This is a genomic window from Gilliamella sp. W8145, from assembly GCF_016101145.1.
Classification (GTDB): domain Bacteria; phylum Pseudomonadota; class Gammaproteobacteria; order Enterobacterales; family Orbaceae; genus Gilliamella; species Gilliamella apis_A.
In genome coordinates, this window is record NZ_JACFRC010000001.1 from 1,115,587 (window position 1) to 1,132,034 (window position 16,448).

The following is a 16,448-nucleotide window of genomic DNA, read 5'->3' on the forward strand; positions in this document are numbered from 1 at the left end:
AATATTATTTTTTAAATTTAGTTTTCAAATAAATAATATAATGTTTTATTCCTGCTAGATATTTCTTTTGCCTAAACATTAATTTTGCATAAGCACGGATTGAAGAAGTCTTTTTAGGACAATACAATGGTAAATTATCATTTCGCCATGGTGATTTTTCTAAATAAGAATCAAATAATTTCGAACGATACGGTTGGTGCCAAGGCTTATTTTTAGTAATGTAATGGATAAATATTGTTCCGTTAGGAACATTTGCATCGTCATTTCCATTAATTGATAATGCCAATAAATTATTAAATTTTCTTGGTAATATTAGCCTTTTTTGACCAACACAAATATTTAAAACATCTTGATCGGGATATTGATATTTTTCGCCGCTATTTAATAATCTTAATGTTTTATCTGTAATTTCTTCTTCACACCAAAGTGAAATGTTAATTAACATAACCCCAGAGTTAAAATAAGTGCCCGGAACCACGTTATATTTAGCACATTGAGTTTGTTGCATATATGGAACATCTGCAATAGCCGCGACGATAATTTCTTTTAAATCAATGTGATCAATATCTGCCAAACTGTTAATACATAATGTATCACTATCAACATAGAGTAATTTATCAGTAGTATTTTTTAGTATTATTGGCGCTATTAAGCGAACACAGGCTGAAAGTGGAAATTGTTCGGTATTTTGTTTATCTATTTTAAATTCATCATTAATCACATATTCAGTTATTGCTATGTTATCAAATTTAATTCCGCTAAATTTACGTCTATTTTCATCGGAAAGATTGTGCGTAAATAAATGAAAATGGATCTGCTGTAAAGGATTACTCTCAACAATAGAAAAAATATTTACTCCAGCAGGCAAAGCATAATTATCATCAAAACATAATAAAATATCTAATATAGATTGGTTATTATCAAAATCACATGACAAAAACTCATTTCTTTTATTAATGAATTTATCGACTTGAATCACAAGTTCATCCTTATCGTTTTTTAGACGCTTTATGCTTGAGATAAAGCAAATAATATTTACAAGCCGAAAAATATTTTTTTTGGCTAGCTAACAGTTTTGCATAACGCCTTGTAGTTGATGGCGCATTCTCATTAGCTAATAATAATTTTTGATTAGCCCATGGCGAAGTAGCAATATAACGTTGATAAATAGACGTTAAATATAATTGATACCATGGTTTATTACCTGTCACATAATGAATAATAACCGTATCATCACTTAAAACGCTATCTTCTTTTCCACCAACAGTCAGTGATGTGAGTTGATTAAATATTTTCGGTAGAAACTGAGTTTTACCTTGCATTAATATATTCAGAACATCCTGATCGGCAAATTTGTAAACTTTACCACTATTAATCATTGCAAAAGCTTTTTCGGTAAGATTATTATCTACCCACATATCAGTATTGATATAAATCATACCCGCATTAAAATATTCGCCATATGGAATATCACAGGCTGAACATTGTTTTTCTTGAGTTTTCTTTACATCAGGCACTACAGCGGCATATTTATCGGATAAGTCGGTATTGATCAAATGATTCAGATTGTTAGTACAAAGAATATCACAATCTAAATATAACACTCTGGATGTTATTTTATTTAGTATTTGAGGTACGACAAAACGTAAACACGTTGACGCAGAAACATGTAACACTAAAGTATCTGGATTTATAGAAAACTCATCGCTAACTTCGTAACAGATTATTGTGGTGTTTTTTTCACTTAATTGATGAAATTTTTGTATTTTCTCATCAGATACGTTGTTGGCAAATAAATGAAAAACCAAATTTTTATCGGAATTATTAATCATAACTGATGACATAGCAATACCTGCTGGCATTGCATAATTATCATCAAAACAAAAAGCAATATGAACTGTTTCTTGTGATTCAATTGTATGACTAAATAAAGTAGTGACCTTACTAATAAAAAGATTTTCTGCTAACATCAAGGCTTAATGTCCAAAATTAGAAATTTATTTATTGTAACATAATCAATTTTTATGAAAAAATTAAATATGAATATAACATAGCTATTTTGTAATAACAAAATAGCTATGTTATATTTAAAAGCAACGTATCAATGAGTATTTGAAATGAATAATAGTATTATTAATGTTGTATATTGTACAGATGCGAATTATTTAGAACATGTTGGTGTATCTATTACTTCAATCATACTTAATAATAAAAATCATAATATTCATTTTCATATTTTTTTATATGATGTTTCGGAAGAAGATAAAAACAAGCTCAAGGAAATTAGTCCTTTCATTAATCTTTATTCTATCCCGACAGATGAGTTAGATAAATATTCTGAAATTCAGAATGATAAGATAAAGCATATAAATCGCTCAATGTATATTCGCTTATCTGTACCAAGATTATTACCTGATTATGTTGATAAGTTTATTTATTTAGATGCAGATATACTATGCTTTAGTGATATATCTTCTATTTTGAATATCGATATTGATTCGGTAGTTTGCGCTGTGACGGCCGACTCTTTAGACGTAAATAATATGTTGCAAAATAGAAACCGTTTAGGTTTAGCATCTGAAAAATATTTTAACTCTGGTTTTTTATATATAAATACTCAAAATTGGAAAAAATTTGATACCGAAGATAAAGCTAACCAAATATTATTATCTCCGCAAAATTATAATCTTATATACCCAGATCAAGATGCATTAAACATTGTTTTGCAAAAACAAATTAGTTTTATTAATGTAAAGTGGAATTATTTATTTACTTGGATGAATGATCAAGAAAAAGAATCTTTTTTCCATAATAAAAAATCATTACCATGTTTTGTGCATTTCACTGGCGCAAGAAAGATATGGTATCAAGAACATACAGGTCTTGCCCAAAATATTTATTGTTTTTATAAACATTTTACCCCATGGGCTAACTATAATTTAAAAAGTTATAAATCTAAAATGAGAGTAAATGATTATCGAATTTATTCTATCTCTTTTTTCAAACAGAAAAAATTTAAAGAAAGCGCAAAATATTTCTTACATTATATTAAATTAAAACTATTCAAAAAGTAATTAATTTACTTTTCTTAGTAAATATAAATAATAAAATTTTATAGCCGACATATAATGTTTTTCTTTAAAACAATACTTTGCATAATTACGTAACCAAGATTTTTTTAATGCTAATGGACGTTCTAAATCTTTCCAAGGAGATAATTGATAATATTTCTTAAATAATAGAGAATCAAACGTTTGATACCATGGTTTATACCCTGTCACATAATGTAACAAAACGGTATATTTCGCAATTTTTTTCTCTTCACTACAAGGTATGGTGATATGAATTTTTGTATTATATTTAATAGGTAAAAGAATAGTTTTGTTTTCTAATAAAATATTAAGAACATCTTGATCAGCAAAACGATAAATATTCCCATCATTTACTTTTTTAATACATTTATTTGTTATATCATTTTCCATCCACTTTTGAGTATTAATTAATAACACACCAGAATTAAAATATTTCTCTGCGTCAATAGAATATAAAGTTTTTATTTCATTTTGCATTGGTTTATCATCTGGAATAACGCCTGCAACATAATTTGATATATCCGTATTATATAATTCTGAAATTGATTTCAAACAAAGAATATCACTATCAAGATATAAAAATTTTTTTACTTGAGAATGTAATAAAGCAGGTAGAATAAAACGAACACAAGAAACAGCGGATAAATAACCTAATACTAAGGTATCAGGATTAATATCAAAATTAGCATTTAAATAGTATATTTTTATACTGACATTATATTGAACAAGTTCTTTTAGCTTAGCTATATTAGCAATAGAGACGTTATCAACAAGAAGATGAAAACAAAAATGTAAACTATCATTATTTTCAATTACTGAAGTTATAGTTACCCCTGCAGGCATTGCATATTTATCATCAAATGCAAGTGCAATATGAACTATCTCATTATCTTCAATATCTGTTAGTGCAAATCTTTCAATTTTACTTATATATTGTTCTGAATTAAACATTGATTATTTCACTTTATAAATTTTTTTCTATTCTAAATAAATACATTAAATGTGTAAATTCATTTGATTAATTAAAAACTTTGAATTTACCAGATTTTTATTTATATTAAAATTTTTACCTATATTTTGTTAACAATCGAATATATAATTAGCCACATCTTTTGTTAGAAAAATAAGAATTAGAATTAATTAAATGTATAACGTTAATAATTTTATTGATCAGATTGAACCGATAAGTAATAATTATAGTCAGCAGCTTCCTACTCTTCACATTGCTTTAGGATTTGATAATAATTATGCAATGCCTGCAGGCGTAACAATATCATCAGTTATCAAAAACACTCCGAATTACAATCTTCATTTTCACTTATTTGTTGATAATGTTTCACCTATAAACATTGATAAGTTTAAAATATTTAACTCTTTTAATGTGTCAATTACATTATATTACTTAAATGATCATTTTATAATAAATCCTAAAACATTGGTTTTGCATATTTCAACTGTATCAACTTGTATTCGTTTTATTATGCCCAAACTTCTAGTCTCAGTGACTGACAAATTAATTTACCTTGATAGTGATGTAATTTGCTTAAAATCATTAGCTAGATTAGCTGAATTCAATATTGACGATTATATAGCAGGTGTTGTTAGTGATACTAAAGATATGCAACAAGCTATTAGTAAAATGTATAATATTGATTCGACAAAATACTTTAATGCTGGAGTTTTATTGATAAACACCAAGAAATGGTGTGAAGAAAAGATTTCTGAAAAAGCATTAACATTAATTAATGATGGCAATATTTATAAATTTGCAGATCAGGATGTTTTAAATATTCTATTGGAAAATAAAACGCTATTATTGCCTATAAAATTTAATACTAAAATAAAAATTTCAATCGACGCACATCAAGAAAAAGAAATCAGACCTTATACTGTTATTTTACACTATATTTCACAAAACAAGCCTTGGTTTAAAGTCTATCTTTCTAAAATTTTTGAGTATTATTTAGCTTTATCTCCTTGGAAAGATGAACAATTGCCTTTAAGTGGTAATAGTTCATCTGTAAGAAATTATGCTAAATATTTATTTAAACAGAAGTACTATTATAAATCTATTTATTACTATATTATTTATTTAAAATATAAATTATTTCTCAAAAAGTAATTATCTAATTAAAATTTTATGATAAATAACACAGTTTGTCTTTCTATAATTATACCTTGTTATAATGTTGAAAACTACATTATAGATTGTCTAGATTCTGTAACAAAATATAACTCTAATTTAATTGAGATCATATGTATTGATGATGGTTCAACAGATAATACACTACACATACTTGAACAATATTATTCTAAATTCAAAAACATTAAAATAATCAACCAACAAAATCAAGGAGTTAGTCAAGCTAGAAATAAAGGTATTGAGTATTCCAATGGTAATTACATTTTATTCATCGATTCAGATGATATTATAAATTCCGACTTACTCAAAAAATTCTTAGACAGTTTAAGTATTATGCCTCAATTAGATTGTTTTTATTTTGATTATACATCTTTTAAAGAGACAGAAATAATCTCTTGTGCAACTAATTTGGAGCCAATAAAAACAAAAAGTTTCACTACAGGAATAGAGTTATTAAATTATTTACTAGAAAAAAGAAATTATTCTGGCGTTGTATGGCGATTAATTTTCAACCGAAAATTGTTATCAGAAAAGTTCATTGAGAAAAATCACGAAGACCACAATATTTCGCTTTCTATTATCTCAAAAGCGAAATTAACTTATTATTTCATTGATAAAAATTGTTACTTTCATCGAGTCCGTTCTTCCTCATTATCAGAACAATGTATTGATGATTTAAATTTAAAAACTTTAATAAAAGTTTTAAATCAGTGCATAACAAAAATTAATAAACTACCATTATCCGATAAAGCAAAATGCAATTACATTTTTGCCATGAATATAACCTATTTAGAATCACTATTAAGATCAGATAAAATATTTACAACAAAAATAAAGGATAATATTATAAAGGAACTCGGCTTCCTCAAATTAATGATACGTATCATTAATAATAAGAAATCGAATGCTATAAGAAATATTTTTTATATACTAAAATTTACAAAAAAGAATCCTTGTTCATTTTCAGCCAAAAAAGCGCTGATAAAATGTGCTATAACTAAAAAATATCCTGATTTAAATATCAAAAAAGATTACAAATCCTATTCATCTTTAAATAAATTTTAAAAATATATTAGGCATATTTATTACACAATCAATAAATTATTATTATTCATTAAAATTACTTTTATATAATTTTGTATATGCGCCATCTTTTTTCAATAACTCGATATGCGTACCTTGTTCAATAATACTTCCTTCATTCATTACTAATATCTGATCAGCATTTTCAATAGTAGATAATCTGTGAGCGATAACAATAGATGTTCTTCCCTTTTGTAATATATCTAATGCTTTCTGTATTGCTTTTTCTGACTCAGTATCTAATGCAGATGTGGCTTCATCTAAAATCAGAATAGGGTTATCTCTCAATAAAGCTCTTGCAATAGCTATACGTTGGCGTTGACCACCTGATAATAAAACGCCATTTTCACCCACAATTGTATCAAAACCTTTATCAAATTGTTTTATAAAATCATAAGCATTTGCTTTTTTAGCTGCTTCTTCTATTTGCTCCAGAGAAAACTCACCAATTTTTCCATATGCTATATTATTTGCGATAGTGTCATTAAATAAATGCACATGTTGTGATACTAATCCTATTTGATTCCTTAAACAGTACAATGTGTAATTACTCAGATTAATTCCATCAATAGTTATTTCTCCATTAGAGATATCATAGAAACGAGTTAATAGATTCGCAATTGTAGTTTTCCCTGATCCTGACTTCCCAACTAAAGCCACTGTTTTACCGGCAGACACAGAAAAACTAATATTGTTTAACGCTAAATCCTGTCTAGTTGCATATTTGAATGAAACATTTTTAAAAATAATATTTCCTTTAACTTTATCAATATTGACATTACCATTATCTTGTTCAACTGGTTGTTCTAATATAGAAAACAATGTTTGGCAGGCAGCCATCCCCTTTTGGAATCCTGCATTTACACTTGTTAGGCTTTTAATCGGCTGCATTAATGCAACTAATGATGAAAAAACGACAGTAAACTCGCCTGGAGTGATATTTAAATCAGGATTACTTGCTGTAAGTAATACAAAAGCTATAGCAAAGGAAATAACAACTTGAACAATAGGTGTTGATAATGCTGAAATAGAAACCAATCGCATGTTATCACGACGAAACTTATTACTTACCTTTTCAAAGTTTCTATTTTCTTCCTCTTGTGCTCCGAATATAATAATTTCCCTATGACCTTTTAACATTTGCTCAACAGACATTGTCACATTGCCCATTGAATTTTGCATATTTTTTGCCAATCTCCTAAATCTAATTGAGATAAAAGTAATAAGACTTATCACTATAGGTGTAATAATGATTAAAGAGAGAGATAATTGCCAGCTATTATAAAACATTGTATAAAATAGACCGCAAATAAATGCTGTTTCACGTATTATAGTTATTAAAGCATCTGATGAAGATGCTGCGACTTGGTCTGTATCATAAGTAATACGTGACAACAACCGTCCTGTTGAATTTTGATCATAATAACTAACTGGAGCATCAACAAAATGACTAAATAATCTCTGACGAATTTTCATCACAATCTTTCCAGAGATTAATGACAAAAATACAGAATAACCATAGTTTGCAATTCCACGCAATAATACTAATCCAAAAATGTAAAAAGGAGCCATTAGTAAAAAATCTTGATCATTCATAGAAAAACCACGATCCAATAAAGGCCGTAATAATGCTATCAATGAAGTATCAGCAAATGCACTTGCTATAAGCAAAATAACAGATAAAAATAAAAAGAATTTATTTTCCATAATGAATGGAAACAACTTTAAAAAAGTCTTCCATGTAGAAAAATCTTTATCTATATCATTGATATTGTATTGGCTATTTTGTTGATTCATATTATTCATTATTTACTTTGTTTATTTTGAGTATTAAATTGCATTTCATACATTTGTGCATAAATTCCATTTAAATTGATCAATGACTGATGATCGCCATCTTCGATTACTTTTCCATCATCAATAACTAGAATACGATCCGCTTTTTCAATGGTAGACAAACGATGAGCAATAATAATAGAAGTTCTATCCTTCTGTAATATTTCTATTGCCTCTTGTACTAATCTTTCTGATTCGTTATCTAATGCAGAAGTTGCTTCATCAAAAATTAATATAGGATTATCACGTAATAAAACACGCGCTATTGCAATTCTTTGTCTTTGTCCACCAGATAATAAAATCCCATTATCACCTATTTGAGTATTGATACCATGTTCCAACTTATTAATAAATTCAATAGCATTTGCTTGCTTAGCGGCTCTTATAATGTCCTCTTCACTATGGTATCCTTGTTCACCATATGCAATATTTTCTGCAATTGAACCATTAAATAAATGAACATTTTGCGACACGTAACCAATTTGCTTACGCAAAGATTTCAATGTGTATTCTTTAATATTTATAGAATCTAATAAAATTTCGCCTTCTGATACATCATAAAAACGTGGTAATAAGCTAGCAATTGTTGATTTACCAGCACCTGATCGTCCAACAAGAGCTATCATTTGACCAGCTTCTATTTTTAAACAAAAATCATTAAGCACTGGAGCATTTCTTGTCGGATAAGTATACGTGACATTCTTAAATTCAATGTTTCCTTTTACTCTATCAGCAAGTATAGTTCCATTATCATCTTCTAGTGGAGAATCTAAAAGTGCAAACAGTGATTCACAAGCAATAGTACCTTTTTGAAGCTCAACATGTAAGCTTGTTAACTCACGCAATGGACGCATTACGGCAACCATTGCAGAAAAAACAACAGTAAATGAACCTGGCGTAATATCTAAATTTTGACTTGCAACTAAATAAAGTATAAAACCTAAGCCAGCCGTTGCAATTAGCTGAATTATAGGAGTTGATAATCTAGAAACTATTTCTATTTTCAACATACTTCGCCGAAAATTATCTGTTATACGATCAAAATTACGTTTTTCATATTCCTTTGCATTAAAAATTAAAACTTCTTTATGCCCTTTTAACATTTCGTCACTTGCTATAGTAATTTGTCCCATTCCTGCTTGCATTGATGCTATTGTCTCTCTAAATTTTCTGGCAATAAACTGGGCAGCAAAAATAATTAATGGAACCAAAATAATCAATACTGAAGCTAATTTCCAACTACCATATAACATAACAAGACATAAGCCCACAGCATAAGTTATTTCGCGAATAAGTATGATTAAAGCGTCAGATGAGGCCTTGGATAGCATCTGAGTATTAAAAGTAATAACTGAAACCAAATCTCCTATAGATTGCTTATCATGAAAACTAATAGGACTTTTCACCAAATGATTAAAAATCATTTGTCTAAACTTCGTTACAACTTTTCCTGATAACCAAGAAAGACAATATGTTGAAATATAATTCGATAATCCTCTAAGTAAAATTAATCCAATGATAGCAATTGCAATTATTATCAAAAGGGAATAATTTTTATCCATTAAACCATGGTCAAGTAGAGGTTTAGTAAGTGATATTAATGTTGCATCAGTAGCTGCATTCAATAACAGCCCAAACACAGCAACAATTAATGCTCTTTTATATGGTTTTATAAATGGCCAAAGTTTTTTCAACGAAGTAATTGAGTTTAATTTTTGAGGCATAATAGAATATTAAAATAGTAACTTAGATATAATTATACACTATATAAGACTTTCTCGTTAATTTAATTATATTTTGTGTTAAGATTAAGTAATAATTCATCATAAAATCTTAATATATATTAACTGGTATATTTATTTTTTTATTTTAATTTTAATACCTAAAAAACATAAAATATAAAATTTATCAGCATCCCAAAGTCCAATCAAGCGTTGTCTTTTGTTCAAAAATAATTGATTTATCTTTCCTATTTTGTAATAGTTTTTATCAGCTATTGAATATAAGAATTTATTATTAGGAAAATAAGACGTTAAATCAAATAATTTAACAATCTGAGTAGCTTTATTTAAAGCTAATATTCTATCCTTTTTAGGTAAACGGCGCATCGACTCTAACAATTTATCCTGTAATAAATCAACTAAAACTGGTTTAAACTTATCAATTAACTGCCATCTAAAAACAAATTGCAGTAAATAATCAAAACACAATAAGGAATCTAATTCATGAGAAATCATACCATTTTTCCGATTTCCTTTCTCATAACTCATAATAGAACCATCTCTTATAAGATAGTTATAAAATTTGTCATTGATAAAACAGACTTCATCACATAACAATCCATAAGACCAGAAAAAAGGGTTATCTTCATACCAAAGACCTGCAGGAAAAAGAATGTTGTATTGCCTGATGATTGAAAGTTTATAAACTTTATTCCATGCACATACATCCATCTTGGTCATTACATCATTAGATAATTTAATAAAACCTTTATATTTATGTTCAAAATAGCGTTTGTCTTGGGTTCTACTAAGATTACTTTCAACTATAAGATTAGTCGAAAAATAGACTAGATCGACTTCAGGTTTATTAAACTGCTTAATCGCTTTCTCATATGTATTTAATTCAATAAAATCATCTGAATCAACAAAAGTAATATATTCCCCCGTAGCTTGTTCAATTCCTATGTTTCGTGCAGAAGATAAACCACCATTTATTTTGCTAATTATTCTGATTCGATTATCAATTTTTTGATACATTTCTAATATTTTTAGAGAGTCATCTGTTGAACCATCATTAACGCAAATAATTTCAATATTCTTAATAGTTTGATTAATTATACTATCTAAACATTTTATTAAATATTTTTCTGTATTATATACAGGAACTATTATTGATAAAATTGGTAAAATATTCATAGGAATTATATTAAAATCTTTTATATAAAATATTTTTTACTTCATGAAATATAAATTACATAAATACCAAAAATAAACAGTTAATGATTTAAACTATATTAATAAATATAAAAAATAAATTTATTAAGCTATTTATAGATATTTTTTATTTTAAGTAAATGCTCTAAAGCTTCTTCAATATCACAGATCATTTTAGTTTCAGGATTAACATAAATACAATAGTTAATATAAGCAATGTAAAATAACTCTTCTAAAGATAATTGCCTTTTTCTGCGAGGGAGAGGAATTTTATCAAATGTTAACCCCCATCCAGCATAAAAAGGTACACCATAAACATTAACAGGTTTACCACACATTAATGCTTCAAATCCTATAAGATCATTATGTACATACACTTCATCTATTTGATTAATTAAATCAAATGGGTTAATGTTATCTTCTACAAATTTAACTGATAAATTATCAGATAAAGACCTCAAAATAGTTTTATAACGTTTACGCTGACTCTCATTACAATTATGGGAAAATTTAATAACTATATTGCTATTTGGATTATTACAAATAGCTTCATTTAACATATCGTCAAAATTATAATTTATGTCATAGTGTTTTTTATAAATTTCCCAATCAGATTGAACAACAAGTACATTTTTCTTGTCCTTTTCCTTATAAAGGAGATAATCTCTATTATAATTATTATATTTGGATATTTTATTACTAATAATTTTATTTATAACATTTTTAGTTCTTAATAATTCTTTATTATTTACTTGCTCTGTATTTAATAAAGTTTCGAGATCCGTAGTTACATTACCATCATTAAAATAACCTTGTGAATCTATTATAAACGAAATACAAGAACAAAATTTTGGCATTGCACCTCCATATGGAGGCATTACATTACTAATAAAACCTGTAAATATATAATAAAATGGCTTTTGTTCTTCCTCTGCTAATTTCATTATTTCAAAAACATTTTGATGTTCAAAAGAAAACAATGAATTAGACTCATCTAAATGAGGTGTCAAATTAGCTATAATAGATAAATTTTCAAAATAATATTTAAAATCATTTAGATTAATTTGATTATATAAAGTTAAATTTTTTCTATTTGATGAAAATTTTTCTTTTTTCTGTTTTGAAATATTTGAAGCAATAATTTTTTGTAACTTTGTTAGTTCATCATATAGATAATTAAATTTATTAGTCGTATCTACAGCAAGTTTTTTAAATTTACTCTTGAATGTTCTTTTTTTGAATTTTATTCCTAATAAACAGAAAGTAATACGTCCTGATGAACGATAAAAACCGAAAAGGCTCTGTTTTCTAGTTATAAAATTGATTTCATCTATTTTATAATATTTTCGTTTCTCTAATGCACGAAAAAAACGATTTGAAGGAAATAGAGTCGTTAATGAGAACTTATTCACAATATCTGTTGCTTTTTCTAATACTTTTTTTATATTTTTTTTCGATGTATGATCAAGCTCATCTCTAAAAACCTTTTCAAAATTTTTTTCCAAAGTTAAAACTACCTTAAATAATAAATTCCATTTAAAAATAAAAGTTAATAACTCTTCGAAACAAAATAACCTATCTAATTCATGGGATAATTTATTCTCTTTATTTTTCTGAACTTGTAGAGTTAAATTCATAATTGAATTTTTTCGACTTAAATAGTTGTGTAACCTTTCTGGCACAAAATAAACATAATCACTAACTAGCGCATATGACCAGAAAAAAGGATTATCCTCATAAAGTTTTCCTTCTGGAAATCTTATACTATAGTCCTTAATAATCGAAAGTTTATAGATTTTATTCCAAGCACAAACATCCATAAAATTAATAACATAACTAGTTAATTTAACTAGTCCACTAAATTTGTGTTGAAAATAATCATGATTGTAACGTTCACAATCATTTTCTTCCATGACTAGATTTGTTGAAAAATGTACGAGATCAACTGTATCATTAATAAATCTTGATAAAGCCAATTCGTAAGCATTACTTTCAACATAATCATCTGAGTCAAGAAAAGTAATATAATAACCGCTAGCATGTTCAATGCCTACATTTCTTGCTGATGACAACCCACCGTTAGCTTTATTGAATATTTTTATTCTAGAGTCTTTTTTAGCGTATTCATTTAAAATTATATGTGAATTATCGCCAGAACCATCATTTATACAGAGAATTTCAATATCCTTAAAAGTTTGATTAACTAAACTATCTAGACATTTTCTTAAATATTTCTCTGTATTATAAACAGGCACCACAATAGTTAATTTAGGTTTCACAATTAAATATTCCTATTTAAATAATAATAAAAGCATATTTTTTTTGATTAAATGAAAACGAAAATAATATTTTATTTGGAATTGTTTCTTGTTTTAATTTAACAAATACAACTTTCTTATTTAACTTAAATTTAACTTTAAATGCTTTTTTGACTTCTGTTTGAATAGCTATATCTTCTACGTCATCTTTCCAAGAAGCATAAAATTCATGTACACAATAGTTATCATAACCTTCAATATTTTCACAAAAAAAATGAGATGGGAAAATTATTTCTTTGGAGGATAATTTCAATGTATCAAATTTATTGTAAGGTTCAGATACCAAATTTTTATTTTTTAGAAGGGTTGTTATTCTTTCGACATTTGTTGTAAGGTCTGGCACTCCATTTTTAATAAATTTGTCATTTTCATAAGTATCGAGGATTTCTTTAATAAATGGATTATTTTTAACCGCTCCTAAAGTAGCTGTCGAAATAGGATGTATTATTTCTCTCCAGTTTTCATAGCAAGAAAAAAAATCCAAATCAAGGAAAGAATCAAATGATTTAGATATAGTTACATCTGTATCTATATAAATGCCACCTTCTGTTAATAAAGCATAAATTCTAAAAAAATCGGAAACAAATGCAAATTTTCTAGCTTCATATGCCTCACTAACATATTGATTATTAATTAATTTAATATGATTATCATTCCATTCTACAAACTTATAATCTGGAAGTTTTTCTTTCCAATCTTCTATGTTTTTTAATACTTTTTTAGGCTTGGGATTGTTACCAAACCAACAATAATGAATTATTTTAGGGATCATAATTAATTTAAACTCTTTGTTATTTTTTTAGAAAAATTAATAAAACAAATTCCCAATGAAAAAGAAAATATTTTTCTCATGTAAGATTTCGGTAGGTCTGAACTTTGAAGCAAATTTAATAATGCTTCTTTTGTAACAGCTCCCCCCCAATCCAAATGTCTTCTTATCATGTAAAATATAGCATTATAGTTATTTATATTTAACTTATTCTGGAACATATATTGTAATATTGAATAAATTACTATAGCTCTATCTACATTATTTCGCCGTTGTATATCTGATGATGGATTGTTACATTGAGAATTTTCGTTAATTTTATTATAAATATAATAAGTACTTTTCGTATAAAGTATTTTTCTAGAATTAATCAAATATATTGAATTAAAATAAAAATCTTCTGCAAATCCAAAATAATTGTCATATTCAAGAAATTGATGACTAAGATTTTTTATTTTACTTAAATTATACAATTTAGCATAAGGAGCTGGAAAAGCATCATCACTTAACATATAAATTATTTTTTTCCTATTTATTAGTGATACAAGATCTTTTTCAAAAAAGAAACTTTTAACTACACCTTCATGCTTTTGATAATAAATATCGCAAAATACACAGTCTATATCGTCATTATATAAACTTACTAAAACTTCAAAATAATCAGTAGGTATAATATCATCAGAATCAACAAATGTAATTAATTTACCAGATGCTTTTTTAATACCCAGATTTCTGGCTTTATTAGATCCGCCATTGGGTTGATAAAAATATTTTAATCTTAAATCAGTTTTAAATTGTTCACAAATTGAACAAGTAGAGTCCGAACTTCCATCATCAATAATTATCAGCTCAAATTCTTTAAATGATTGAGAAAGTATGTTTCTGATACACATATCAGCATACTTCTCAGAATTATACATGGGCAAAACCACTGAAAGTAATGTCATACCTATTCCTAGTTAGATTAAATTACAAACTAATTAAACACCACAAAAAAATTTAAATCAGAAGGATAAGATATAAAAGAAAATGTTTTATAGATAGTAATTTTATTACAATATGATATATATAAATTACACAACATTATTTTACCATAAACAAGAAATAATTGAAAAATGAAATTTGTCCCAAATTTTTTATTTTAACAAAAATCTATCACCTATCCCATAATCCCGAAGTTTATTTGCAATTGCGGTGTGGGATACCCCTAATCTTTTGGCAAGTTTTCTTGAGCTTGGATATTTGACATAGAGACTTTTTAGGACTTCTTTTTCATAGTTTTTCGTCATTTCATCTAGCGTTTTATTGTCAATATCCCTAATCAATGAGATCTGAGTTGAAGTTATTGCTGGTAAAACAATGTCTTTTACCGTCAATTGTGAAGATGTTAACTGAGCCAATGCTGAATAAAGTACATTTTTAAGCTGTCTTACATTACCTGGCCATGAGTATTGAGCTAAATAAGGAATAACATCTTGATTAACTGTTGGCGGTGTAATTCCCTGCTTATTAGCAAATTCATCAATAAAAATTTGTGTGAGCGGTGCAATATCTTCCTGACGTTCTTGTAGTGAAGGTAAATCTAAGGACAACACATTCAAGCGATAATAAAGATCTTTCCTAAACTTTCCTTGTTCCACCAATTCAGCTAAATCAACTTTAGTGGCACAGATGATTCTAACATCTACATAAACTTCGTTATCATCGCCGACTCGTCTAAAAAAGCCATCGTTAATAAAACGCAATAATTTGGTTTGCATTTGGAATGACATTTCATCGATGCCATCAAGTAATACAGAACCACCATTAGCCTGTTCAAAAAAACCTTTTTTACTTTCAAGTGCTCCCGGATAAGCCCCTGCGGCATGGCCATAAAGCTCACTTTCAACAACATCATCAGGCATAGCAGCACAATTAAGACCTAAAAAGGTTTGATCTCCCCTAGGGCTATATTGATGACATGCACTAGCCAACAAATCTTTACCTGTGCCAGTTTCACCGGTAATCAATAGAGGCTCCCTTTGCATTGAAAAGGCTTTAGCTTGAGCAATTAATTTTTGCATCGGTTGGCTTTTATCAGCAAAAATATCAAAAGCATGACGTCCAACAACATTAATTTTTGCTAACCGTTTTTTTAGATATTCAACTGGTTGCAAAACAAAGGTAATAAGGGATGATTCATTAATTTTCTGCAATAAAAAATACAGCGAGTTTAATACAATAATCGTATCGTCATGTTCGGATAAATCAAATGTTGCATCCAAACTAAAT

At 27.2% G+C, this 16,448-nt stretch carries 12 protein-coding genes and 1 pseudogene; 3 read left to right on the plus strand and 10 right to left on the minus strand.

Features of this window, described 5'->3' with window-relative positions; genetic code table 11:
* Positions 1 to 4: 4 nt before the first annotated feature.
* Positions 5 to 979 carry a glycosyltransferase family 8 protein gene (locus tag H3T80_RS05050; protein ID WP_198200421.1) on the minus strand — a complete coding sequence of 325 codons (975 nt, stop codon included), beginning with the start codon at positions 977 to 979 and terminating at the stop codon, positions 5 to 7.
* A gap of 10 nt (positions 980 to 989) precedes the next feature.
* Entirely contained in the window at positions 990 to 1,970 is a 981-nt protein-coding gene (locus H3T80_RS05055) for a glycosyltransferase family 8 protein (RefSeq protein WP_198200423.1), read from the minus strand.
* Between the two features lie 147 nt (positions 1,971 to 2,117).
* Between H3T80_RS05055 and H3T80_RS05060 the strand changes: the two genes are divergently transcribed.
* Entirely contained in the window at positions 2,118 to 3,074 is a 957-nt protein-coding gene (locus H3T80_RS05060) for a glycosyltransferase family 8 protein (RefSeq protein WP_198200425.1), read from the plus strand.
* Here H3T80_RS05060 and H3T80_RS05065 read toward each other — a convergent pair whose 3' ends face one another.
* Positions 3,075 to 4,043 carry a glycosyltransferase family 8 protein gene (locus H3T80_RS05065; RefSeq protein WP_198200427.1) on the minus strand — a complete coding sequence of 323 codons (969 nt, stop codon included), beginning with the start codon at positions 4,041 to 4,043 and terminating at the stop codon, positions 3,075 to 3,077. It lies immediately after the preceding gene.
* A 193-nt stretch (positions 4,044 to 4,236) separates the two neighbouring features.
* Here H3T80_RS05065 and H3T80_RS05070 point away from each other — a divergent pair, with 193 nt between their 5' ends.
* On the plus strand, positions 4,237 to 5,214 hold the full coding sequence (locus H3T80_RS05070) for a glycosyltransferase family 8 protein (protein WP_198200429.1): 978 nt from the start codon (positions 4,237 to 4,239) through the stop codon (positions 5,212 to 5,214).
* An 18-nt stretch (positions 5,215 to 5,232) separates the two neighbouring features.
* The gene (locus tag H3T80_RS05075) at positions 5,233 to 6,300 is read left to right on the plus strand and encodes a glycosyltransferase (RefSeq protein ID WP_198200432.1); all 1,068 of its coding nucleotides are present in this window, start codon (positions 5,233 to 5,235) and stop codon (positions 6,298 to 6,300) included.
* Between the two features lie 42 nt (positions 6,301 to 6,342).
* Here H3T80_RS05075 and msbA (H3T80_RS05080) read toward each other — a convergent pair whose 3' ends face one another.
* The 7 genes and pseudogenes from msbA (H3T80_RS05080) to H3T80_RS05110 all read right to left on the minus strand — a co-directional run.
* A complete protein-coding gene (msbA, locus tag H3T80_RS05080; protein WP_198200434.1) occupies positions 6,343 to 8,115 on the minus strand; it encodes a lipid A ABC transporter ATP-binding protein/permease MsbA in 1,773 nt (590 codons plus the stop codon).
* 8 nt (positions 8,116 to 8,123) lie between these two features.
* A complete protein-coding gene (gene msbA, locus H3T80_RS05085) occupies positions 8,124 to 9,878 on the minus strand; it encodes a lipid A export permease/ATP-binding protein MsbA (RefSeq protein WP_198200435.1) in 1,755 nt (584 codons plus the stop codon).
* Positions 9,879 to 10,010: 132 nt separating this feature from the next.
* Entirely contained in the window at positions 10,011 to 11,072 is a 1,062-nt protein-coding gene (locus H3T80_RS05090; protein ID WP_198200437.1) for a glycosyltransferase family 2 protein, read from the minus strand.
* 128 nt (positions 11,073 to 11,200) lie between these two features.
* Positions 11,201 to 13,369, minus strand: coding sequence for a glycosyltransferase (locus tag H3T80_RS12390; RefSeq protein WP_198200439.1), 2,169 nt, complete (start codon positions 13,367 to 13,369; stop codon positions 11,201 to 11,203).
* 16 nt (positions 13,370 to 13,385) lie between these two features.
* On the minus strand, positions 13,386 to 14,180 hold the full coding sequence (locus H3T80_RS05100; protein ID WP_198200442.1) for a glycosyltransferase family 32 protein: 795 nt from the start codon (positions 14,178 to 14,180) through the stop codon (positions 13,386 to 13,388).
* Between the two features lie 2 nt (positions 14,181 to 14,182).
* Positions 14,183 to 15,124, minus strand: coding sequence for a glycosyltransferase family 2 protein (locus tag H3T80_RS05105; RefSeq protein ID WP_198200444.1), 942 nt, complete (start codon positions 15,122 to 15,124; stop codon positions 14,183 to 14,185).
* A gap of 189 nt (positions 15,125 to 15,313) precedes the next feature.
* Positions 15,314 to 16,198 (minus strand): annotated as a pseudogene (locus tag H3T80_RS05110) (sigma 54-interacting transcriptional regulator); the annotation flags it as partial.
* Between the last annotated feature and the right edge of the window lie 250 nt (positions 16,199 to 16,448).

Excerpts from the sequence above, each read along its gene's own strand:
- H3T80_RS05060 (WP_198200425.1), top strand. The coding sequence starts at position 2,118 with ATGAATAATAGTATTATTAATGTTGTATATTGTACAGATGCGAATTAT.
- H3T80_RS05100 (WP_198200442.1), bottom strand. The coding sequence starts at position 14,180 with ATGATCCCTAAAATAATTCATTATTGTTGGTTTGGTAACAATCCCAAG.
- H3T80_RS05075 (WP_198200432.1), top strand. The coding sequence starts at position 5,233 with ATGATAAATAACACAGTTTGTCTTTCTATAATTATACCTTGTTATAAT.
- H3T80_RS05055 (WP_198200423.1), bottom strand. The coding sequence starts at position 1,970 with ATGTTAGCAGAAAATCTTTTTATTAGTAAGGTCACTACTTTATTTAGT.
- H3T80_RS05070 (WP_198200429.1), top strand. The coding sequence starts at position 4,237 with ATGTATAACGTTAATAATTTTATTGATCAGATTGAACCGATAAGTAAT.
- H3T80_RS05065 (WP_198200427.1), bottom strand. The coding sequence starts at position 4,043 with ATGTTTAATTCAGAACAATATATAAGTAAAATTGAAAGATTTGCACTA.
- msbA (WP_198200434.1), bottom strand. The coding sequence starts at position 8,115 with ATGAATCAACAAAATAGCCAATACAATATCAATGATATAGATAAAGAT.
- H3T80_RS05105 (WP_198200444.1), bottom strand. The coding sequence starts at position 15,124 with ATGACATTACTTTCAGTGGTTTTGCCCATGTATAATTCTGAGAAGTAT.
- msbA (WP_198200435.1), bottom strand. The coding sequence starts at position 9,878 with ATGCCTCAAAAATTAAACTCAATTACTTCGTTGAAAAAACTTTGGCCA.
- H3T80_RS05090 (WP_198200437.1), bottom strand. The coding sequence starts at position 11,072 with ATGAATATTTTACCAATTTTATCAATAATAGTTCCTGTATATAATACA.